This is a genomic window from Mesotoga sp. UBA6090 (genome assembly GCF_002435945.1).
GTDB lineage: Bacteria > Thermotogota > Thermotogae > Petrotogales > Kosmotogaceae > Mesotoga.
This window is the reverse complement of sequence record NZ_DIXC01000060.1, coordinates 56,459-79,592: the sequence shown is the minus strand read 5'-3', so window position 1 is coordinate 79,592 and position 23,134 is coordinate 56,459. Positions and strand designations below refer to the sequence as shown.

The window sequence follows — 23,134 nt, the reverse complement described above, 5'->3', positions numbered from 1 at the left end:
TATCCTCCTCTAATCGTTAAGAAACTCTTGCGCCGGGAAGTAGATCCTTATGTATAGTCAGTAACGAAAGCGAGTCCCCAATCTTCGCAGCTAGGATCATCCCGTTCGACTCGATTCCCATCAATTTGGCGGGCTGCAGATTTGCTACGACAACTATTTTCATACCAATTAGCTCATCTGGACTGTAGAACTGAGCGATACCAGCAACTACCTGCCGCCTTCCGAATTCTCCCAAATCAAGCTGCAATCTCATGAGCTTTCTTGACTTAGGAACAATCTCCGCCTCAATAATACTTGCCACTCTTAGCTCAACCTTTGAGAAATCGTCTATGCTTATCAAAAGATTATCCTCAGCTTCCGCCAGCATGTCTTCGTTCTCCACTTCTGTCACCTTCCTGTGTTTTTCAGTGTCAATTCGTGGAAAGATTGGCTCCCCGTGACAGACCGCATTTCCGGCAGGCAAGTCTGCCCAACTGAGATCTTTGAGAGTCATTTTCTCATCGAGAGCCAGTCTCTTCCTAATCTCGCCAGCGGTCTTGAACATCACGGGCTCTATCATAAGCGACACATTTTTCAGGACACGAACTAGATTGTGCAAAACAGAGTCTAGCCGTTCTTTGTTCTCAGGATTCTTTCCCAGCTTCCACGGTTCGGTCAAATCTATATACTTGTTGCCAAATCGAATAAGTTCCCAAATTCCTTCGAGAGCCTGCGTAAACTTCAGATGATCCATTGACTCCGTATAAGTCGAAAAGGTGCGTTCAGCAAGCTCTCTCAGAGTATCATCTATTGGATCTTCGATGCCCATTTCAGGAACAAGACCCTTGTTGAACTTCTGAATCATAACTACTGTTCGATGAAGAAGATTTCCCAGATCGTTCGCAAGATCGGCATTGATTCTCCCTATTAGATTGTCCTCAGAAAAGTCGCCGTCTCTACCGAACTGGATATCCCGCAACAGGTAATATCTTAAAGAGTCGTTTCCATAGACATTTACAAAAGCCATCGGACTGACAGCATTACCAAGCGACTTAGAAATCTTCTGCCCGTTTACTGTCAGCCATCCGTGTGCATAAATCTGTTTTGGCACAGGTATTCCCGCAGAGATAAGCATTGCGGGCCAGATAATGGAGTGGAAACGATTGATCTCCTTTCCAATGAGATGAACATCTGCAGGCCAAAATCGCTCGAAGGTCTCTTTGTCATCAGGGAAACCAATGGCACTGAGGTAATTGATAAGAGCGTCTACCCAAACATAGATTACGTGTTCTGGATCATCAGGCATCGGTACTCCCCAATTGAAAGACGTTCTCGTTATACTCAAATCCTTCAGTCCGGATTCGAGAATTCTCAGCATTTCATTTCTTCTAAAATCCGGCTGGACAAACTCAGGGTTCCCTTTGTAGAGTTTGAGAAGGCGATCGGTGTACTTCGAAAGTCGAAAAAAGTAGTTCTCTTCACTCACCCATTTCACTTCGCGGCCGCATTCTGGGCAAGCCTTTCCTTCCTTCAGATCTTCCTCATTCCAGAAAGTTTCATCTGGTATGCAGTACCACCCTTCGTATCTCCCCTTATATATGTCACCGCTTTCTTTTAGTCGAGTAACGAATTCCTGCACGGTTCTCATGTGATTCTCATCTGTTGTTCTCACGAATCCATCGTTCGTTAATTCAAGCTCATTCCAGAGCTTCCTGAATTTGTCGGCCATCATATTGCAGTATTTCTGAGCATCAATATTTCTGGCTAGAGCTTCATTCAAGACTTTTTGACCGTGTTCATCGGTTCCAGTGAGGAAGAATACTTCATAGCCGGAGAGCCTCCTGTATCTGGCAATCACATCTGCAATTATTGTAGAATAGGCAGAGCCAATGTGAGGCTCGCTATTTATGTAGTATATTGGCGTAGTAACATAGAACTTCTTCACAGGACACCTCCAGAAGTATTATATCATTTACCTAGCTAAATGTATACCAAGAAAATCACTCAAAGCGTTTCGAAGAGCGAGATTAAGCTTTGTATCTGATCAACGGTTTTTTCCGGAAGATTGGGTGACTTCTGAAACAGATCCCTATTAAGATTAACCACTCTTTCGTAAACATCTTTTAGCTTTTGCTCGAAGTTGCTCAATTCGTCTCCAGAGAGATTTGATCTGCCCCACCGTACTGCGAACTGCAGTGTTTCATCTGGAGCTGCCGGTCCCATATTCTCACAGGCCCAGACGTGTTTTTCCGCAACAAAAAGTATCTTCAGTTTTTGCTCTTCAACTGTGTCAAGAAGCGAGGGGATTGAATTCATGTATTCAATATAAATATCCTCCCAGTCTGGATATCTGTTCCAGGTGCCAGGAAGAAGATAGATTGCCAGATCAAACCAGTAGATCGCTCTATTGCTACTTTCGTATACCAGATCAATAATGATCTGCCGGAACTCTTCGCTTTCCCCGAATGCCGAGTTGATAACGCTCTCTCTTGAATTTATGAAGTTGTAGTATTTTTTGAGCTCACTATTTATGCTTGTGTAGAGTCTTCCAAGAATCCTCGGGGTCTGGCGCTCACTAAATAATATTGTGGAGGACTCGTAATAGTCGGCGGCGTCGAGTATCATCTGAATCTGTGTAATGAAGTAAAGCTGCAAGCCCGACACAAAATCAGGATTGTCGAAGACCGAAGCGTGTTTTTCGAAAAACTCAGCGAACGGAAGAGTTCTAATGCTTGTTCTGTGAACCGGAATTATTTCGGGATCTCCCTTGAACTCAAGTATTATGTCAGAGGAATAATCATCCTTTCCTGTTAGAATGGACTTCATGAGCTCCGGGTTGTCTCTTGCTGTCTCAAGTCGCTGTGTCTTTGTTCCCAGACCGGCTATATACCATAAAGGCTTACCGAATACGGGATACAGTCTATTTGAGAGTTTGAAATCCGCAATAGCTTGTTCATAGTATTCGGCTGATTTCGAAATGTAGAAGTTGTACTGGTTGATACGATTATTTATTTCGTCTGTCAATCTTCGAATCTCGTTCTGACGCTCTTTCTCAGCTTGCTCAAGAAGATCTATCTGATTCGCTCCGGGATACTTCGATCGAATTTCAGTGCCCTTAACATTCATATAACTAGCAACGTCCGCCAGATATGAGTAATTGCCTGTGAAATTGGAAATATCACTCTTGGCTTGTTGGAGAGCACTAAGATTTAGGCTTTGTGCCTGATTGAAGTAAGCAAGATAATACTGTTGATTAGTCTGCCCGGTCCGGAAGAACCCTTCCCCAAGAAACGCCGTAGTCTTAAGAAAGATCAAACCTGCGGCCAGAACAAGGAGTAATACTGCAGTCAGAGTCCTAGATACTATTTTCTTCTTGAGATCTGGATTGAAGTACTTTCCTACAGCAACAGATCCCAGAAAGATTGCGAGCATTAGATTCGGTTGCATATGAAGAGGAAATTCGAAGAAGCTGTGAACTGCCAGAGAAAATATTCCCGCACCAAGAGCGCCATAAAGCAACAGGTCTCTCTTGTTGTCAATCTTGAAAAGATTCTTGAAAAATCTGAACACGAGCAGTCCCACCATCAAGACAATCAAAATGAATCCAACAAGCCCCATTTCGCCCAAACCCTGAATATAATCATTATGAGTCCTCTTGAAGTTGTTCCAGACAAGCATGTAGTCGGGGTTATGATCCAACACCTGAGGGCTGTACAGCAGATGGTAGAGCTGGAACGTGCCGATTCCAGAACCAAAGGGAATTCTCAACTTGTTGTTATCGTCTAGCCACTGAAAGATTGAGTTGTACCAGGCCGAAAACCTTTCTTTCCACGATCCTGATGAAGTCAGCGCATATTCCAGCCTGGCCGTTATATTGATTTTCCCATCGCCCGACAGAGGAGAAGGTGTCAAATACATGTACGATAATACAGCAATAATTATCAAAGCTATTAGAAGGAAGACTAGAGAAAGCCTTCTGAATCTCTTGCTTTCTGAATCGTCAAGTGCTTCAGGTTTCTTTTTCCTTCCCAGGAAGAAATATAGAAGCAGGAAGAGAAGGTTTCCGAAGAATATTGCAGTTATCACAGTTCTAGTCTGAGAAACAAATACAGAAGCGACCATTGGAACAAGAAAAATCACCATGACGCTCTTGAGAATCAACTGTCCAGCAGGTTTCTTGAATAGCAGGCCAAGTGGCTTTCTAGATATTACGAAATAGAATATCATGGGAATTGTCATCCCCATATAATCGGATACGAAGTTTGGATTTCCAATTGTCGATCTTGCGGAGGCTCTTGCAAATGGTTCTCCGACTTTCCCTAGAAAGATATCGAACCCCAGATAGAAGTTGAGCAGAGCATCTATGGCAACTACGGCTGCTCCTATGACAAAGAACAGCATTACAACCTCGATTTTCTCAACCGTGTTCCATTTGTTCGAAATATAGACTGCTGTGAATGAGAGGAAGACAATGTAGAGAGCGATCTCCAGAGAATACCTGAAGTATTGAGGATTGTCAATCGAAACCACAATCAGCGAGAGCAAAGCAGCAATTCCGACTCCGAAAAACGCCAGATGAACGAACCCAAATTCGATGGAAATTTCTTTCTTTTTCAGCACCATAGAAAGAAAGATAATTGCGAATCCTACAACGTAGAAAAGGTGTTTCCCGGTTGAGGGTTCATGTGTAAATCCCTTGGTCACAAATAAAGGGATGAATAGGGTCAGAATCAAATAGACAATGGTTTCGAAATCTATCAGGCGTTTCTTCTCTGTCATCTAGACCACCTCATTAAACCACTTTATCCCCTCTCGGTTGGGACAGCTGGTTACGTTAGTTCCGTCATTTCACCTACTTGAGACTGTCTGTATCTTTGATGCTTTCAATTACTTCTCTGTCCGATTTCTTCTTTTCTGTTTCTTTCCTTCTTCGTTGTAATAATAATAGTAGTGATAGTAATAGCTTGAATTCTTCTCATCAACTCCATTGACTATTACCCCAAGAATCTTGACCCCAGCTGTCTTCAAATTCTCAACTACTATCCTCAAACCATCCTTTATTGCTCTTCCAGGCCTTACTACAAGTACAATTCCGTCGAGCTTGTTCCCCACTAAAGATACGTCGGAAGTGGCAACGGCAGGTGGCATATCTATCAAAACCCTATCATATCTCTGCTTCAGTTCAGAAAGAAGAGTATCGATTTTTTTCGACGAAAGGACTATTGTTGGATTCGGGGGAATACTGCCCACTCCTATGAAGTCCATGTTTTCAGCGTAGTTCTGGACAACTTCATCAATCGATGCAGTGCCCATTATTACATCTACCGCACCCTTGGTTCTCTTGCCAGCCTTAAGTATCTTCTCGACCCTGGGGCGACGCAGATCAAGGTCCAGGAGGACTACTCTTTGACCGCTGTTTGCCAATGAATAGGCGATATTTGCAATCACAAAGCTCTTTCCCTCAGTAGGGAGAACCGATGTAACTGCCACAGTTTTTCCCTCGCCCATCGTGAAGGAGAGATTGCTTGCCGCAAGCTTTATCGACTCTGAAAAGGGCGCCGTTGGGTTTTTCTCAACATACATCTCTTCTCTTGTGCCTTCAATGTTTGGAATTCTACCGATAATAGGTTGTCTACTGAATCTCTCGATTTCTTCCTCGGTCTTGAGAGTCTTGTCCAGATACTCGGCAAGGAAGACCATAAGCATTCCAAGAAAGATCCCCAACACTCCTCCAATAGCCAGAGATAGCTTCTTGTTGGGTTTCACGGGCGACTGAGGTACAGTCGCGGGGTCTACTATAGCTGCATTTCCAACTACTGCAGCTTCACTGATCTTTGCCTCTTCAAGTCTCTCAAGAAGCAGAGTGTAGAGGCTCTCTTTCACTGCTATTTGCCTTTCCAGATCGAGCAGCTGTTGCTCTTTCGCGGGTAGGTTTCTCAGTTCAGATTGATACTGATCCCTCAAGAGACCCACAGCCTGAATTGAAGCTTGAAGGATTTGAAATCCGGCTTCTGAACTGATGACGCCAGTTATTATCTGCTGGTACGCAGGATTCAGCGTCATACCCTGGCCTGAGACTATGAACTCATTCTGAATCTGTTCTGCAATCAAACTTTCTGTCTTCGAAATCTCCGTGATCTTCGATCTCACTCTTGGGTCAGTTTTAGGATACTGTTCCTCCAACGAAGCAAGCTCAACTTGAAGAGTAGCAAGGTTCTGCCTCAGACTGGTCAGTACAGGATTGACAGAAAAACTCTCAGATGTCTGCACCCAAAGCGCCTTTATGCTTTTTGAATCATTACTATCGAAGTCATCTAGCATACTCTGGTATGTTTCTATTTCAGCTTTCTTCTCTTCAGCAGAGATCATCAGTTCGTTGTACTGATTGTCATAGCCGCTGAGCATTTGAAAGAGCTGATCGGCATGCTTGTCCAGGACGTAGATGCCTGTCTCCTCTTTGAACTGCTTTATCTTATCGGTAGCCTCATTCAGATCGCTCTCCAGAAGCGGAATCTGTGCTTCAATGAATTCTCGTTTTCTTGTCAGGTCTCTCTTTGACAGTTCTGCCAATTTAGTATTGTAAACATCGGCCAGGGTATTTGCGATGTCCCTCGCAAGAATGGGATCCTTGTTCTGTACGGAGACTCTGACAATCCTAGTATCCTTAACAGGGGATACCGTTATCATTGATGAAATAGTTCGTGTGAGCGAGGTTACAAGATCGCGGTCCGAATATCCTTCCGATAGTAGCCGAGACTTTGTTTCTTCTGAATAAATCCTGTCAACCAAGCCCAAAACATCAATTATCTCTTCAATATTCGTTCTGCTCTTGATCAGTTCAACTTCTGTAGAGATATTTGATCCTGAACTTCCTGTAAGTGAGCTACTGAACAGATCACCTACTGAAGATTGAGAGGTAGGATCAACCTTGATGGTGACGCTGGCTTCATATATGGGCGTAGCGAAAATTAGGTAAATTCCTGTGACAACAACTACAGCCAGTACTACTGAAACGAAGAGAACCATTCGTTTCTTAAACATTCTAAAAATGTCTTCAAGAGTTAGTTCCCTATAATCGCTACCCTCGAATTCGCTCACGAAAGCACCTCCATCTAGAGATAATAATCATTCAGAAAAAATCCGTATCGACCATCATTGAAATCGATTAGTAGTCTGCCGTCGCCTATTTTGTGTTTGTCACTTCCGGTGACGTCGGCAATTTTCTCTTCAATAAGAGCTTTGGCTTTTGGATCTCTATCCAGACTGTTCCAGTTCACCTGAAATAGAACTCCCATGTCCCTAAGCCTTGAGATATCCCCTGTAAGCTTTGTCTTTCCTAAGAGGAATCCACTTTTCTTGAAGAAGTATTCATACCTTTCCACATGAGCAAGCAAGACCCTGAAACCCTTCATTTGAAGCTTCTCTATGACTTCGAAAAGGTAATGAGGTTTTTGCTGAGTCGGAAGCTCAACGAAAATAACATTGGACTCACCCATAGAAACCAGATCACATTCAAGAACCTCAGGCCTTAGAAATACTTCAGAACCAAGCACTACTTCGACTGAATGACTGTTCAGTTCAGACTTAAATTCATTCCACCTTTTCATGATCTCCGATATGTTTGTTGGACTCCTGGGAGACAAGAAATGTGGCGTCAAGTATAATCTCTCAACTCCTTTTAGTCTCATCTCTTCTAGGAGCGTAATTGCCTCCTGAATACTTTCAACACCGTCATCAACTGCCGGAAGCAGATGACAATGAGAATCAATGTTCAAGATAGCTCAACCTCACTTGAAAATGCCGACAGCAGAATTCACTATGCTGAGGGATGAAGCAACAATCGACATTATGTCTTTTATATTCACAATCGATGATTGAGGAACGAATATGATATTGCCTGGCAAAAGAGGAACACTGCCCTTGGCGGCCTTCCCTTTTTGCTGATCAAGGTCAAGAACAAGTGGTTGCTCTTCAAGGTTCTGGAACAGCAGCGCGTTTCCGAGAACAGCATAGCTTGTTGGGCCACCGGCCTCGATCACCGCTTCAATCGCAGTCATGCCTTCATAGAATCTTACTACTCCCGGTCTCTGCACTTCACCGAAAACGTATACTCTGGCCGGTTCGGAATAAGGCACGTAGATAGTTGATCCCGGAGAAACGATCTTTCTGGTAAGAGAAATGAAGTCCTCCGGTGTAGTGGATATCTCTTCCGTTTTTCCTGCTGAAGAAATGAATACTCGTCCTCTCGTTTCAAAGTTGGAGAGGCCGCCGGCAAGGCTCAGAAGTTCGGCAAGCGAAAGATCTCCATATTCCGAGACTGAAAAGACTCCCGGTGACTTCACGTCACCGATGATTGTTACGAAAGACTCATAGTTCTTCAGTGCAACTATAGTATCCTCATCTTCCAGATAGCTTCTGGCCAACTCCTCAGTTTTTCGTGCATCGACTAGCTTCACTCTACCGTCACTTCCTACAAGGCTTAGCGTAGTTACCGATTGATCAAGCCCTCCCGCTATTGCGATTGCAGTTGCTATAGAAGGCCTGGTACCGCTGATTTCGTACTTCCCAGGTCTTGCGATTTCTCCGAGGATCGTAACGGAAATCGATGATTTGCTTGACACGTAGATGAACGAGTTGTCTGAAAGTGAATCTCCCCGCCTTTGTAGGACAGATGTAGAGAATTCGTTATAGAGCTTCCCGTCCTGAACTGCTATCTTGTCAACGATGCTCTCATCTATGAGGCCGCCGGCCCTCGCCAGCGCGTCAGAGAGAGAATGACTCTCATCAGGATTGAAAGTAAACAGACCGGGGCTATTAACTGCACCAAGAACGGTAACTCTAATTACCTGCTTTGGTACCAAAACTGTGCTACCTGCTTCAACAGAGGCATCCTTTCCTTCGTTCTTAATCTGAGAAAGACTTATTGGGAGAATTCCTCCTGACGGCAATAGAATCCTAATTTGATCAGAAGCAGAGGACTTCTCTCCGCCTGCTCTTGCCAGTATCTTCAGAATCGTTATTTCCTCATCTACTGCAAATTCGTATTTGCCCGGTGAGTTGACTTCACCACTGACATAGATATATCGATCGTCGCCAGCTACGTAAACAGTTTGACCACCAGCTAACGGGACGTCGTTTCCTTCGACAAGATCAAGCCATAAAACCTCCCCGTCGTGATCACTGATCTTAATGTTGGTTGCAGCTCTTTCTGTTGGTCCGCCAGCCTTAGAAATCGCCAGTAGCACCGTTGGAGATTCGTTCTTAGCAAATTCAACTGTACCCGGGCTCTTAACCTCTCCAATTACATTAACTCTAACTGGTTCGTAGATCGGGACATAAACAAAAGAACCATCTTCCAGGTTCAAATCCAGAGCCTTTCCAAGGAGTATTGGATCGACGCTCGCTGTGGTTGTTCTTCCGAAGGGATCTGTAATCTGTATCTTGTTGCCTAGAGCTAGTGGGGTCATTCCTCCCGCTCGAGCAAGGAGAGTTGTCAGAGAAACTTTGTCTCCCGGCTCAAATTGCACTAACCCTGGGTCATTTACGGCGCCGATCACAAAAACCTGGCGGGCCACATCTGGATAGACTATTATTGATCCTGGAGACAGGATCATATCGTTGTCTTTCAGATCCGAAATTTTCCTTTCCCTCTTTGATCCATCTGGGAAGATTACGGTAACTCTACCGCTTGAATCAAAGTGAAGCTGGTTCTGTTTTGCGAGTGCAGTTCTCAGTGTGATTTCCTCGTTACTTGCGAAATCGACTCTTCCACCTTTCTCTCTAGAAATCACATAGACAAATCTCCCGTAAGTCTCAGGAACATATATTATTGAACCGCTCGCTATCTGCGGGTCCTGGATGGAACCTTCGAGTATCTCCTGAAGATCGAGTCTTCTTCTCTCACTCACATCGACAATTTCAATCTTCTCAGAAAGAGGATCAGTCAAACCGCCCGACATGGCGATGAGTTTAGTTAACGTGGGATTCGTCTCTTCACGACTAATCAGCTTCATTCCCGGTTCTCTGACTCCGCCCAAAATGTATACGTATTTTGAATCCATTTCAGGGACAAACACAGTGGCTCCGTCTGGAATGCTAGGAATAGGATCACTCGAAAGATCTTCTACTGTATAAATAACTGTTGAAGCAGACTTAGAGTCAATCACTGCAATATTGTATCTGTCTGCCAGATCGGTGATTCCACCTGCAGCAGCTATGACGGTCGAAAGATTAAAGGGTATGTCTGGCTTGAGGGTGACCGTACCGGGACTCCGCACCTGTCCGAGTACGTTTGCCACATTGCTTGCCTGAGGATAGAAGATTACGCTCCCGATTTCCAGCTCCCAATCGGATTTCCCAAGAGAACTGATCGGAATCTCAAACTTTTCACCATCTGGCAAAATCACCAGGATTTCTTTTTCCGACGAAATCTCTACAAGATTCAGTTTTGCAAGAGCACTTCTTAAAGTGATACTCTCTCCTGCTGAAAAATCAACCTTGCCACCACTCTCTTCCGAAATTACATAAACAAACCTATTATCAATTCTGGGAACATAGATCAGGTCATCATATTTGATTGTTGGATCTTTGGAAAAGCCTCTTAGAACTTCATCAAGATTGACTTCGGTGGCATCAGACCCGGAGAGAACTTGAATAGAAGAAATATCGGCATTCTGCGTGAATCCCCCACTTGCGCTGATCGCACGGGTTAACAAAAGGTCATCTCTGTCAAGCTCAACTTTCCCCGGTCTTCCCACTTCTCCGAATACGTATATCCAGGTACTGATATCGGGAACTATAACAATTGACCCGGTTTCAAGTTTGTGGTCGTCCAGAGATAGTCTGGAAGTCGTTACAAGTTGATTCGCACCCGATGAATCAATAATTGAAATGTCCTTGTCTGAATTGAGATTCAGTAGATTCATTTTCGCCAGCAAGTTCCTAAGAGTGAAGGACTCCTTCTCGCTAAAATCAACTCTTCCGCCCTCTGTCGAAGAGATGACGTACACGTATCGTTGTTCTTTTTCCTTGACGTGAACTACTGACTGAGGACTTAGAATCAGAGAGCTCTTTGTCGATTCCTCAACAGAGAACAATCTCGTCCCGGTCTCCGTAACTAGCTCAACGAGACCTGCCCTTTCAGTAACTCCGCCGGACTTGGCTATTGCCTTTCCAAGAGTGATCTCTTCGAAGTTCGCAAATGGTATTGAGCCGGGATTTCTAACCTCTCCAGTTACGAACACGTTCTTCTCTCCACGCGGCAAGATTATCATCGATCCTGGCTCCAGTTCTGCGTCTTGTCCTTGTGAAAACTCCAAACGTTCTCCTGAAGGCTCTACTACAATTAACGAATCTTGATTTGTGGGATCGTAGAGATCAACCTTAACCAGTGCGCTCAATAGAGATAGTTTTTCGTCTGTGCTAAACTCCACCTTACCTCCAAATGATGCGGAGGCGATGTACACGAATCGTTCCTGTTGACGAGGAACGAATATCGTATCGCCTGGATTCAAGGTAATGTCCTCGATCAAGCCGCTGAAGAGATCACTGACTTTCACTGATTCAGGTACTGCTAGACCGGTCCTCAAAATGTATAGTCCATCAGAAGCTGTCTGTCTAAGCCCCCCAGCCACACCAATTGCCTGCAATAGGGTGAGTTTTTCATGATAGGAGATAGATGCTGGATTATTGAACTCGCCTAGAAGTTTCACGGATTTTGAGGAGGAATCATTTGCAATAACGATACTTCCTGCGGGTAACTGGATGTCCTTGTTTCTTCCGGAGAGAATAGCGTTCAGGTTTATGGCGGTAACGTTGCCTTCAATATCGTCACTGATTAAGAGGATCTCTTCATTGTCGGCAGCTTCTGTCAGTCCTCCAGACTTGGCAATCACCTGGGTTAGAGTAATCCCGGGATTGAACTTCACAAGGGTAGGAGATCTAAATTCCCCCATGGTCATTATCCATGCCCGCGCTCCGGCAGGTATGAACAGAGTTGAACCCTCAGTTAGTTTTTCTGTCAGAGCCGTTCCTCCGTACAGAATCGAAGACAGGTCAATTTGCTTTCTAGATCCATCCTTTCCTACAACAAATGAAGAAGAAAGATCTGCACCATCTCCCAGGCCACCGGCTAGTGCCAAGAGTTGAGAAATCCCAATAGTAGTATCGTGCCACTCTATAGCTCCTGGTTTGTTTACTTCACCAAGAACATAAAACATGAAAGGAGCAAATGATTTCACCGAAACGGTTACCTGTGGTTTTGATGTCAATATACCCTGGCTTAGAAACTGAGATGATAACAACGACTGGATTTCTTCAAGAGTTTTTCCAAGTAACATTACATTTCCAAGTGGAGGCACTGAAGCAGTACCGTCTGGACCCACAAGGGCTTCGCTGGAAAGATCAGCGGAACCATAGACTGAAACTGTCAAGAGGTCGCCCGGTCTAACTGAGTATCCAAACAGGGAGACCGTTAGCAATAACAGGATCGAAAGTAAGATAATTCTCACATGCATGTGACTTCCTCCTTCTATTGTAATCATTTCTCTTCCCCGAGAAGCTTTTCAACTAACGACTTGAGCTCCGAAAAATCAGGAGACTTAACTACGTAGGCGTCAGCAGCCCAGGAAGATAGATCATGCTTATAATGTGTGTAAGCGGTTAGAAGTACAATTTTCTTCTCAGGATATTGCTTACGTATTGTTCCTGCAAGTTCAAGACCATTCATCCCTTGCATTTCAATGTCAATAGTTATGAGGTCGAATGAAGTATCAAGATTGAGAATCCCTATTGCTTCTTCAGCACTGCTTGCGCTCACCACTTTGAAACCTGACTCCTCAAGTTCTTCTTCAAGAAGCAGTCTCATGTTTTTTTCATCTTCAACTATCAGTATCTTTTTCAAGTTCAAACCTCCCAAATTTCTTAGTCGGCAAAGTGAAGGTGAAAACCGTTCCTTCCATTCCGCTTGAGGCATGGATCTCTCCACCATGTTCCTCAACGATCTTCTTGCAGATCGAAAGTCCGAGACCCGTGCCTAGAGTCTTCGTCGTGAAGAAGGGTTCAAAGATTCGCTTCAAAGTCTCTTCCGGGATTGTCTTCCCACCGTTCTTTGCCGAGAAAGAAACGCAATCAATTCTTCTCTCTAAAGTGATAAGAACTTGCCCGGCTTTATCAGAGGCCTCAATGGCGTTTTGAACAAGATTGATTATAACCTGTTTAATCCTATCCTTATTTCCGTAATATTCAATTCTATCTTCTTTCGCGTATAGGACAAGTTTAACATTTTCTGTCGTGGCTTTTTCTTCAAAACCGGCCAGTATTTCACGTGTGACAGAAACAAGATCAAACTCTTCTTCGGAAGGTCTGCTCTTTCTTCTAGAGATTTCCAGCACTTCCCCTACTATACCGTCCAGCCTCTGAAGCTCGTCCATCAGGATCCTTGCATATTCTTCAGTTTTCTCCCTGTCTGAGGAAGCCAGTATTCTCTTCACGAAACCACCGATTATTGTTATGGGATTTCTGATTTCATGGGCTACTTTTGCCGACATCTCGCCCAACGCTGCAAGCTGCTCTCTGCTCTTTAGCTCTTGTTCCAGTTTTTTTCTTCTGGTAATGTCATCTAGCGATAGAATTACACCTGACAGCCTCTTCCGCTTCTCTTCCCTCAAAGGGGTAATTCGAACATCAAAATGTTTCTCGCCAAAAGCGTCGAAGTGCTGATCCGTTAACGTAATTGTCTCCCCGATTCTTATAGCATCAGACAGCAGGTCAATAATGCTACCAAGTTTCGTTCTAATTGATTCAATGCTCTTTCCTATTAGTTCTTCCCTGCTCAGGTCCAGAAGAAACTCTGCCGTTCTGTTAAGTTCTGTTATTTCGCCTTCTACAGAACAGACGATTATCGCAGACTCGAGAGACTGCAGTATGCTTGAAACAAACTTGCGATAGTAATTTGACAGATTTCGCTCTTTCTCCAGACTCTCAGCCATTTGCAGAATTCTCTTGTAGTTTTCAGTTAGCTCCAGGGCTACTCCTGTGCTATCGGCAAGTAGCCCTATGATTTCCATATCAGCATTGCTTATTTTTTTCCCGGAATCATTGTTGTCAACTACCAGAACTCCAAGAACATCCTCTTCGCCGGCTACTGGAGCAATCAAGTATTCGTCGGTTCCGATTATTCTGTTCATAAGCGCCAACTCATCTACTCTCAATCTCAACATCTCCGGGGTTACATGAACCATCTTTTTTCTGAGGACCACTCTCTCCAGAATCAGATTTCCAGGATATGGAATTGAACCCGATACTCTATTATCGTCAGAGTCATACGGCTCAAGAGATAAGTCCTGAAGATATCTGGAAAGATCACTGTATACAGATTTGTCATGTCTACTATCTCTTCTTCCTGAAGTTACTCTGGTTTCTGAAACGAGCAGGGAGCGGACAGCATCCACTCTAAAGAATGTCGCCCTGTCGAATTTAAGTCCCGAAGTATCGGTTGCGCCTAAGAGAAGAATTCTGACTACTCTCTCTCGATCAAGGCTTCTTTTCATCGCGTCAGTTATTTTATGAAGTACGCTAAGCTTGAAAAGCTGCTCCTTCTGCTCACTTATGAGCTCTTCATGCTTCTTTCCAAGTTGTTTGAGTTTTCTCACCTCTAGCTCTAGTCTGGAAGTAAGCTTTATTTTGCTTATCGCAACGGCCATTCTTCTGCTGATATCGTCTAACATCTTCAAGTCTTCTTTATCGAGATGTTTGTAGGCTCTGAATTCTCCTTCGATTTCCTCCCTGTCCGCCGCAATTATTAGTCCAAGAAGGGTTCCTTCAACAGTAAGAGGGATAGTAATGAATGAGCCAACCGAAATCTCTTCTCTGAAAATCAATGATGAGATCACTGACTTCCTGGCTGAAACGAATAGTCTCTCCTGAGAAAGTAAATCGAGCTGTTCCTCGGAAATCTTCATCTCAATTGCTCTGAGAGGGTTTGTGCCTTCACCTATGGCGGCTCTTAGAAGGAATCTTGTCTCGAATCTTTCAAGAAAGAAGATCCACCTAACCCTCAGCATTTCTCTTGCAATCTCCAGAGATTTGTAAATGAGCTCTTCTGAATGAGTTTCTGTTTCAAGAACCGAGGTCAGTCTCGACACGAGTTTCAGTCTCCTGTACCCTTCTTCTTCGGTCGACCTCTTGAGAGAATAGTGTAACGCGAGTTCGAGTTCCTTGATCCATGCTTTAAGTGAGTCCTTAACTTCAGAGCCAGCAGAAAGCAAGAGCAGGCCAAGCGGTTCATTACTGTAAGAAAGACATATTAGTTTAACCCGCTCCTCTAGTTCTCCAAGATGGGAAGATACGATGACGTTCTTCTCGTCGATGATATTCTCCGTCCTCTTTCTGAGAAAGTCATTGTCGCTCAACTTTATCTCTCTGCCCGTACGTGAAAGACCCTCCCTCGGATCAACTTCTTTAAATACGTCACGGTATTTTTCCAGAATGAACAGGGATGCATCGGAAGAGACTTCTGAAGAAATTCTCGAGAGAATTCTTTTGATTAATTCATCGGCTGAAATCTCAAAGCTAGATCTCTTCAGTTTTATCACCACTCTTTTCCAACAAGGCCTTCATCCATTTCATTTGCTCAACATGACTTCCGTTCCAGTAGACCTGACCGCAGCGTCTACATCTGGAAAACCTGCCTTTTGTAAGTGCCACATATTCCGGAACGTTAGCTAGGTCATCTGGAGAAGCTTCAACAAGGATGCCGTTGCACTTTGAACACCTGCTTAAAAAGTGCACATCGTTCGAATCTATCTTGAATCGCTGAATTACAGACTTCAGTTGAGACTTCCAGTTCTCCGATTTGATGAGATAGCATTTGATCTTGGACTTCCAGGCAATTTCAAGTGCCTTTCTGCTCTTTGTCAGAAACACGTCTCTATCTAGAGATGCTTCGCCAATTTCACTTCTAGTGCATATCTCGGTATCAAACCCCATAAGTCGAAGTTTCTTCGCCAGCTTTGTCAAAGAGTCTTCGACAAGAAACTTCATTGTCTCACCATTATTGAGAATACAACGCCTGCATATTCTCTTTGATCAACAAGTTGAAACAACGAGGAGAGCTCCAACACAGTTTTCTTCTCTCTCTCTGAAGTTTCGACTATCAATTGACCCCAATGGTTTATGAGTTCGGGGTTCTGGTTCAGAACGGTAAAGAAAGGTTCAATGTATTCTTCATCGAAGGGAGGGTCAGCAAATACAGTGTCAGCGCCCACGCCCTGTCTGATAAGTGATGGGATCGCTCTGCGAAAGTCGGCGCAAACGATCCTCAGATTCATTGAAGGATCGAGTTCATTCCTATTATCAAGAATCAAGTTGCATGCTTTCTTCGACACATCGACAGATATCGCCTCTGCAGCACCTCTGCTCATAGCTTCAAAGGACATTATTCCGCTTCCAGCAAAGAGATCAATGAAGGATTTCGAAGCTACGTCCACAATGTCGAAGAGCGCTTTCCTTGCCGACTGTGGTGTATATCTGGTCTTTCTTCTAGCCGTCGTCTTTATCGATCTTCTCGTCCACTTTCCTCCTGTTATCGTCAACATATCATCCGACCTCTATCAAATTTACCTTTTCCGAATAAACTCTTTCCATCTCGATTCGTAGTGAGCCATGTTCAGAGAGTTCGGGATCTTTGTCAATCAGCTTCTTTGCGTCTTCTCTAGCTTTGAAAAGCAGATCTCGATCAGCAACTATATCCCCAATTCTAAACTGGGGGATTCCATGCTGCCTTAACCCAAGGAACTCTCCAGGTCCTCTCAGCTTCAGATCAAGCTCTGCAACATCGAAGCCACTTGAGGTTGAAGCAAATTCCCTTAGCCTGGCGAGAGTTTCTTCTGAAATAGCGCGATTCATAACCATTACGCAAATCGACTTGAGGCTGCTTCTTCCTACCCGTCCTCTAAGCTGGTGTAACTGGGCCATTCCGAATCTCTCAGGGTGTTCGATTACCATTACCGTTGCCGAGGGCACATCAATTCCGACTTCAACAACCGTTGTAGAAACAAGAATCATGCTCTTTTTCGTTCTGAATCTCTGCATTATCTCTTGCTTCTCTGTATCGGTGAATCTTCCGTGGAGCAGTTCAACCCCTACTCCTGGGAAGACCTGTTCTCTAAGCCTTGCAGCTTCGTCTGTTGCATTCTTGAGGTCTACTTGTTCAGATTCCTCAACAAGAGGATATATGAAGAAGACCTGATGTCCCATTTTCAGCTCATCTGAGATGAAGGAGTATAACTCTCGCAATCTGCTCCTGGCAAGCAGGACTGTTCTCACCGGTGATCTTCCCTTCGGCATCGTAAGAATAGTTGAAATATCGAGATCCCCATAAGCCGTTAGGGCAAGAGTCCTTGGAATTGGTGTGGCTGTCATTACGAGACTATCGAGAAGACTTCCCTTAGATGTCAGAGTCTCTCTCTGCTTAACTCCGAATCTATGTTGCTCGTCGACTACTACAAGTCCAAGATTCTTAAATTCCACACCATCTTGAATGAGAGAATGCGTACCAATAACCAGGTCTATTTCTCCAGTAATCATCGCGTTTCTTACAGAGTCCTGTTCACTTCTCTTCATTGAACCGGTTAACAACGCTACTTCAATTCCAATAGGCGATAGATCTCGTTTGATTTTCTCGTAATGCTGCATCGCCAAGACAGATGTTGGAACCATGAGTGCACTCTGATAACCTGCTTCATAATTGTCTACAATTGCCAGTTCGGCAACAAGAGTCTTTCCAGATCCGACATCACCTTGAAGTAATCGACTCATAGGCGAAGAGGCTCTCATGTCTTCCCTGATCTCATTGAAGGCTCTCACCTGATCTTCCGTCAATTCAAAGGGTAATGATTGAATCAACTTCTTGGCAAGACCTCCACTGATATCTTTAGAAAGACCTTGATACCGGTTCTGAATCTGCCTTCTTCTATATAGAATTGAGGTTTCGAAGAGAAAGAATTCTTCATACGCCAGAGTCTCTCGTGCTTTTCTTATTTCGAATTGGCTCTTTGGAAAATGAATTGCAACAAAGGCATGTCTCCGATCGAGGAGGTCTCTGCTCTTCACAAACGGGAGCGGGACCAGATTATCCAGCGATCTAACTAGCCCCAGGTTGCGCTTAATTACTTTTCTCATCATCTTCATTGAGATTCCCGAAGTCAGAGAATAGACCGGGAGAATCTCTCTAGGTACCTCCCCTTCAACCTCCTCAATTTCCGGGGAGTTCATTTCCATGGGGCCAAAAGGAGTCTTCTTGGCCAGTCCGTGAATTAGATACTCTCGCTCCTTCTTGAGCTTTTGAAGAATATAGTCCTGATTGAACCACTTCAAAAGAAGTTGACCAAAGCCGTCACTCGCTACAGCTGAGATAATCGTGTATCCAGAGACTTTCTTGGCAGAGAAATTCAGAATTCGACCTTTCACGCTTACCTTGCAATCAGGGACTATCGAGGAAATAGAGACAATTATCCTACGATCTTCGTAGTCTCTTGGAAAGTAGTAGATAAGATCTCCGACTGTTTCAATATCCATTCTCTTAAGTATTTTTGATCTTGCTTCACCAACAGAGTATGCGAACTTGATCGGAGTTGAGTGAGAAACAGGTCTGCCGAGAAGGGAATCGATTTCTTCGGCTGAACGCATAAGAAAGATCTTTCTCAGCTTTTCGATCATCTCAAGTCCGTTTCTCAATCTTCTTAACTTGCGATCATCCGATAAGCTGTCAATTCCTGAGAAGTATGAAGTAAATTTCGGAAAGTAATCCTCAAGCGAGGCATAAGAAGAAAGCTCCTCCTTATCCACTAACGAAATGAGTTGTCTAAATTCGGGAAGAACACTTACTTCCTTCTTTTCGGTCAAAGAAGTCTCAAAAAGCTCTTCGCATCTATCAAGGAATTGCTCAAAGAGCATTATTCTATTTCTTTCTCCCCGTAGCACGCCAACCCAAAGACTGCAGGGCCACTGTGACAAGCGATTGTGGGCCAGATTCTGCCGCTTATAAGTTCGATCTCTTTTCTCGAAATGCCCAAATTCATCTCAATGGCTTCGATAGCCCTCTCCGTTGTTTCTTTCATTACTCCTAAGTATTCTTCGCTTCCATAGATTGAGTATAGAGTTATCGACCTTCTTCTTTTCTCCAGAAACTCAACGATATTTGAGACCATCTCTTCTTGAAGTTTTTTCATGCCCCTAAGTTTGGCTATGGGGCTTATGAAACCCTCTTCATCCACAGAAAGAATCGGCTTGATGTTCAGCAGAGTTCCTGCGAGTCCCTGAGCCCTTCCTATTCTGCCGTTCTTAATAAGATACTTAAGAGTGGGAACGCTGAATTCCATGAATGTGTCATCAATAACCTGGGGTACTCTTTTCATGACATCGTCGATTTTCAATCCAGACTCGGTCAGTTCGATCAATCCTTTTGCAACCAGATGGGCCCCAATAGAGACCTTCTTTGTGTCGACCACGTGTACTTCAAGTCCTTCAACCATCTTCGAAGCCAAAATGCAAGTATCGTAAAGGCCGGACATCTTCGAGGAAAAGTGAATATCTAGAAGTTCCGTAAATCCCCTTGATCTTATATCATTGTAGTATTCAAGGACTTGGCCAAGAGGTGGCTGCGCTGTATGAAACTCCTTAGAGCTGTCCACAATCCTGTAGAAGACATTTTCCATAAAATCGAACTCGTCGTTATATTCCATATCATCGATTATTACTTTCATTCCCATGAAGAAAAGCTTGTGGGACTGAATGAAATCTCTCGTGGGCGCACAACCTGAATCAATGGATATTGCTATCAAATCCTTCACCTGCCTTCGGCGAATATTATCTCTTCCTTGTCCCCGTCGCTAACTCTCACACACCATATACCGTCAATCAGGTCGGTTTCGAGAGAATAACCGTTTATGACAACAGCCACTGGCTCTCCGCAATCTGCACTGAACTCAAGAAGTTTCTTTGCGGAAGCTCTTACTCCTCTTATAATCGAAGCTTCTAACATCAACTGAGTATTCTTTCGATTTGAACTAACTACACTCAATGCGAAGAGTGAAGTTATCGTACAAATGCTCAGAAGCAGTACAGCAAGAACTAGTGTAACGATGTTGCCTTTCTTCATTATTCACCTTTCAAGCAACCCACATAAGGAAGATTTCTATATACTTCGTCATAATCAAGTCCATAACCGATTATAAACTGATCACCTATCCTTTCGCCAGTGAAATCGATTTTCACTCCGTGATCGTGAATTGTCTTCTCAAATAGTGATACGAGCTTTACGTCTGCAGGTTTCTGTTTCCAGATATAATTGATTATGTACCTGAGAGTCCCACCTGTATCAACTATGTCTTCCACCAACAGAACATAACGGTCAGTAACTGATTCATCTACCCAGGTCTTGACGCGTATTCTTCCAGTTGTAGAAGTCCCGGAATAGCTGGAAACATGGACAAAGTTATATCGTACTTTAAGCTCAAGCCTTTTCAAAAGGTCGCTATAGAAATGCACCGATCCCTTCAGAATGCAAACGGCTGTTATCTCATCTGTTATAGGAGAATAGTATCTGTTAATTTCCTCAGCAAGTCTATCAACAATTCTTCTGAGGTTTTCTTCAGAGTATAGAACTTCGATTTTAGCGGGGTCAAAGTGCATTTCCTTCACCTCCGGGAGTCACGATAATTATACCATCGCAAAAAGAGGATGAAACGATTGTCTTCGTTGAAGGCTCAAGATGGAAATATCGGGCAAATTGAGTTAGAATGCTTTTTGTAACCTGACTAAGATCTGGCCTAGTGACGGGGCGGATTGGTTGAGCGGAGCGATTTCATGAATCTCCATTACCTGAGCAATTATCTTGACGCTACTGAATTTGATTTGCCTCTGGACCTTGCCTGTATCTTTGGAAGAGATCGTGCCGTCTTTCTTGAAGTAGGATTTGGCAGCGGTGAATTTCTTGTGCAGAAGGCAGTTGAGAATCCCGGAGTAGACTTGCTGGGTGTTGAACTCTCTATGATTAGTGCTGAAAAGCTATTGAAATCACTGGCCAGGAATTCTCTGGACAACGTCCGCGTACTTCTAATCGATGGACCGTTTGCCTTGGGTAATGTAATTCCTCCTGCTTCGATTTCGGGATTGTATATGAACTTTCCCTGTCCATGGCCTAAAAAGAGGCATTCGAATCGACGCTTAAATGATACTGCTTTTGTCCAGAGAATTGCCACTGTTCTGAAACCAGACGGGTTCTTTCAACTGTACTCTGATTCAAAAGAGTTCGTACGCGAGATGATGTTGAGCGTAAATGAAACGAGGTTATTTGACAATCCAACTATTGAAGAAAATCCGTCAGCCGGGGCAAAAACCAGGTACGAAAGAAAATGGTTGTCAATGGAGAAAGAGATTTTCAAGTTTTACTGTATGAGAAATGAAAGAGTCGTCAATATTGAAGAGGATGTGGTTCATGTGTCACATCTATGGGTGAAAGACGTCGATGAAGCTCGACTTGGGAGCCTTATTGGAGAAGCTTTTTCAAGTAACGAGATTTTTGTGAAGTTTCTGGGAGTATACAGAAATCTGGAGAGTAAAGCTTTCCTGATCGAGACCTTGTCGGTTGATAGAGGCTTTTCCCAGAGATTCCATATAAACCTTTCCAGTAGAGAAGCCGGATGGCTTATTCAGTTGGACAGTCAGTCAAGACCGATAAGAACGCGGGCGGTAAGATTCGCAATGAAGACGCTTTCTAGTCTTGTCGAGACAAAAACTAGTTTGAAGTAAATTTCGGTCACGGAGACAGTTCTGTGCCAAAATCTGAACAAATGGGTTCGCAGGCTTCTGCACCCCGCGGAAGTAGTTCTATACAAAAAAACGGGGCGCAAGCGCCCCATCCTGGCGGCAATTACAACTTCTTGAAGAGCAGAGAAGCGTTATGACCACCAAAGCCAAACGAGTTCTTCATTGCAAAATTGATAGCTTTTTCAACCCCGAAATTGGGAGTGTAGTTAAGGTCACATTCTGGGTCTGGATTAGAGTAGTTTATTGTGGGCGGCACAAAGGAATTCTTCATCGAGAGAAGTGTCGCCACAGATTCGATTGCCCCAGCGGCGCCCAGGGCGTGCCCAGCCATAGACTTAGTGGAACTAATGTTCAGGCTTTCTCTTGTTCCGTAAAGGCGCTTGATCGCTCTGGTTTCGATCACGTCATTTAGCGGAGTTGAAGTTCCGTGAGCGTTAATGTAGTCAACTTCTGAAGGGTCAACACAAGCATCTTTCAAAGCCATTTTCATTGCTCTATATGCTCCATCGCCAGACTCCTCGGGTGAAGTTATGTGAAACGCATCGTCAGTAGAACCATAGCCGACGATCTCCCCGTATATTCTCGCTCCGCGTCTCAAAGCATGCTCGTGTTCCTCAATTATCAGTGTTGCAGAACCCTCAGCCATGACAAATCCGTCGCGTTTACTATCGAATGGTCTTGAAGCCGATTCAGGGGTCCCTCGTGAAAGGGCGGTCATATTCGAGAATCCGGCTAGAGTAAGAGGTGTAATCGTCGCTTCCGTGCCGCCAGTCATTGCAACGTCAAGAACTCCGCTTCTAATGAGCCGAGTCGCTTCGCCGATTGCATTTGTCCCAGAAGCGCAGGCGGTTGAGATGGTGAAATTGGTCCCCTTAAAACCGAAGCGGATCGCAAGAAGGCCCGGAGCCATATTTGCGATCGTCATCGGTATCAAAAATGGAGTAATTCGAGAAGGACCTTTGTTCATAAGAATCAGATGTTGATCTTCAATTACGTCCATTCCGCCCAGTCCCACGCCATAGATGATACCTGCCATTTCCGAATCAAAAAGCCCTTCTTCCAAACCGGAGTCGTTGTAAGCCTCGCTTGCACTTGCAATCGCCATCTGGACAAACCTGGCAGTTCTCTTGGCTTCTCTCTTTTCCATATAGGAAATGGGGTCGAAATTCTTGACGCGACCTGCGACTTTCGATCCAAATTCTGAGACATCGAATGTGTCAATCCAATCAATTCCTGATCTTCCTAACTTCAGTGACTCCCAGAACTCTTCCAGGTTGCTTCCGATGGAGCTTATAATGCCCATGCCCGTTACTGCAACTCTTCTCAT

General features: G+C 44.1%; 15 protein-coding genes. 1 reads left to right on the top strand and 14 read right to left on the bottom strand.

Annotation, left to right across the window (positions count from 1 at the left end):
• Window positions 1–16 precede the first annotated feature (16 nt).
• The 13 genes from metG to hpt form a co-directional block, all read right to left on the bottom strand.
• Window positions 17–1,924, bottom strand: coding sequence for a methionine--tRNA ligase (gene metG, locus B3K42_RS09575; RefSeq protein WP_292598506.1), 1,908 nt, complete (start codon window positions 1,922–1,924; stop codon window positions 17–19).
• Between the two features lie 59 nt (window positions 1,925–1,983).
• The gene (locus B3K42_RS09570; protein WP_292598504.1) at window positions 1,984–4,758 is read right to left on the bottom strand and encodes an O-antigen ligase family protein; all 2,775 of its coding nucleotides are present in this window, start codon (window positions 4,756–4,758) and stop codon (window positions 1,984–1,986) included.
• Window positions 4,759–4,866: 108 nt separating this feature from the next.
• Window positions 4,867–7,077 carry a GumC family protein gene (locus B3K42_RS09565; protein WP_292598502.1) on the bottom strand — a complete coding sequence of 737 codons (2,211 nt, stop codon included), beginning with the start codon at window positions 7,075–7,077 and terminating at the stop codon, window positions 4,867–4,869.
• Between the two features lie 14 nt (window positions 7,078–7,091).
• The gene (locus B3K42_RS09560) at window positions 7,092–7,754 is read right to left on the bottom strand and encodes a CpsB/CapC family capsule biosynthesis tyrosine phosphatase (RefSeq protein ID WP_292598500.1); all 663 of its coding nucleotides are present in this window, start codon (window positions 7,752–7,754) and stop codon (window positions 7,092–7,094) included.
• 12 nt (window positions 7,755–7,766) lie between these two features.
• A complete protein-coding gene (locus tag B3K42_RS09555; protein WP_292598498.1) occupies window positions 7,767–12,494 on the bottom strand; it encodes an SLBB domain-containing protein in 4,728 nt (1,575 codons plus the stop codon).
• A gap of 23 nt (window positions 12,495–12,517) precedes the next feature.
• Window positions 12,518–12,880 (bottom strand): response regulator, encoded by a 363-nt coding sequence (locus tag B3K42_RS09550; RefSeq protein WP_110989990.1) that lies wholly within the window; start codon window positions 12,878–12,880, stop codon window positions 12,518–12,520.
• Complete coding sequence (locus tag B3K42_RS09545; protein ID WP_292598495.1) at window positions 12,858–15,572, bottom strand: GAF domain-containing sensor histidine kinase; 2,715 nt, start codon at window positions 15,570–15,572, stop codon at window positions 12,858–12,860. The genes B3K42_RS09550 and B3K42_RS09545 overlap by 23 nt, the downstream gene beginning before the upstream one ends.
• Window positions 15,550–16,020 carry a Mut7-C RNAse domain-containing protein gene (locus B3K42_RS09540; protein ID WP_110989991.1) on the bottom strand — a complete coding sequence of 157 codons (471 nt, stop codon included), beginning with the start codon at window positions 16,018–16,020 and terminating at the stop codon, window positions 15,550–15,552. Before B3K42_RS09540 ends, B3K42_RS09545 begins: the two co-directional genes overlap by 23 nt.
• Complete coding sequence (locus B3K42_RS09535) at window positions 16,017–16,574, bottom strand: RsmD family RNA methyltransferase (protein ID WP_292598493.1); 558 nt, start codon at window positions 16,572–16,574, stop codon at window positions 16,017–16,019. Before B3K42_RS09535 ends, B3K42_RS09540 begins: the two co-directional genes overlap by 4 nt.
• Window position 16,575: 1 nt before the next feature.
• The gene (recG, locus tag B3K42_RS09530) at window positions 16,576–18,933 is read right to left on the bottom strand and encodes an ATP-dependent DNA helicase RecG (protein ID WP_292598491.1); all 2,358 of its coding nucleotides are present in this window, start codon (window positions 18,931–18,933) and stop codon (window positions 16,576–16,578) included.
• Window positions 18,933–19,829: a DegV family protein gene (locus B3K42_RS09525; RefSeq protein ID WP_292598489.1), complete on the bottom strand. Its 897-nt coding sequence runs from the start codon at window positions 19,827–19,829 to the stop codon at window positions 18,933–18,935. The genes recG and B3K42_RS09525 overlap by 1 nt, the downstream gene beginning before the upstream one ends.
• Window positions 19,826–20,137 (bottom strand): hypothetical protein, encoded by a 312-nt coding sequence (locus B3K42_RS09520; protein ID WP_292598488.1) that lies wholly within the window; start codon window positions 20,135–20,137, stop codon window positions 19,826–19,828. The genes B3K42_RS09525 and B3K42_RS09520 overlap by 4 nt, the downstream gene beginning before the upstream one ends.
• Window positions 20,137–20,670 (bottom strand): hypoxanthine phosphoribosyltransferase, encoded by a 534-nt coding sequence (gene hpt, locus B3K42_RS09515; RefSeq protein ID WP_292598486.1) that lies wholly within the window; start codon window positions 20,668–20,670, stop codon window positions 20,137–20,139. The genes B3K42_RS09520 and hpt overlap by 1 nt, the downstream gene beginning before the upstream one ends.
• Window positions 20,671–20,844: 174 nt before the next feature.
• Here hpt and trmB point away from each other — a divergent pair, with 174 nt between their 5' ends.
• Window positions 20,845–21,789, top strand: coding sequence for a tRNA (guanosine(46)-N7)-methyltransferase TrmB (trmB, locus tag B3K42_RS09510; protein WP_292598484.1), 945 nt, complete (start codon window positions 20,845–20,847; stop codon window positions 21,787–21,789).
• 121 nt (window positions 21,790–21,910) lie between these two features.
• Here trmB and fabF read toward each other — a convergent pair whose 3' ends face one another.
• The gene (gene fabF / locus B3K42_RS09505; protein WP_110989994.1) at window positions 21,911–23,134 is read right to left on the bottom strand and encodes a beta-ketoacyl-ACP synthase II; all 1,224 of its coding nucleotides are present in this window, start codon (window positions 23,132–23,134) and stop codon (window positions 21,911–21,913) included.

Bases quoted from the DNA above. Each gene is read 5' to 3' on its own strand.
- B3K42_RS09570 (WP_292598504.1), bottom strand. From the start codon at position 4,758: ATGACAGAGAAGAAACGCCTGATAGATTTCGAAACCATTGTCTATTTG.
- B3K42_RS09555 (WP_292598498.1), bottom strand. From the start codon at position 12,494: ATGCATGTGAGAATTATCTTACTTTCGATCCTGTTATTGCTAACGGTC.
- B3K42_RS09540 (WP_110989991.1), bottom strand. From the start codon at position 16,020: ATGAAGTTTCTTGTCGAAGACTCTTTGACAAAGCTGGCGAAGAAACTT.
- B3K42_RS09535 (WP_292598493.1), bottom strand. From the start codon at position 16,574: ATGTTGACGATAACAGGAGGAAAGTGGACGAGAAGATCGATAAAGACG.
- recG (WP_292598491.1), bottom strand. From the start codon at position 18,933: ATGCTCTTTGAGCAATTCCTTGATAGATGCGAAGAGCTTTTTGAGACT.
- B3K42_RS09520 (WP_292598488.1), bottom strand. From the start codon at position 20,137: ATGAAGAAAGGCAACATCGTTACACTAGTTCTTGCTGTACTGCTTCTG.
- hpt (WP_292598486.1), bottom strand. From the start codon at position 20,670: ATGCACTTTGACCCCGCTAAAATCGAAGTTCTATACTCTGAAGAAAAC.
- trmB (WP_292598484.1), top strand. From the start codon at position 20,845: ATGAATCTCCATTACCTGAGCAATTATCTTGACGCTACTGAATTTGAT.
- fabF (WP_110989994.1), bottom strand. From the start codon at position 23,134: ATGAGAAGAGTTGCAGTAACGGGCATGGGCATTATAAGCTCCATCGGA.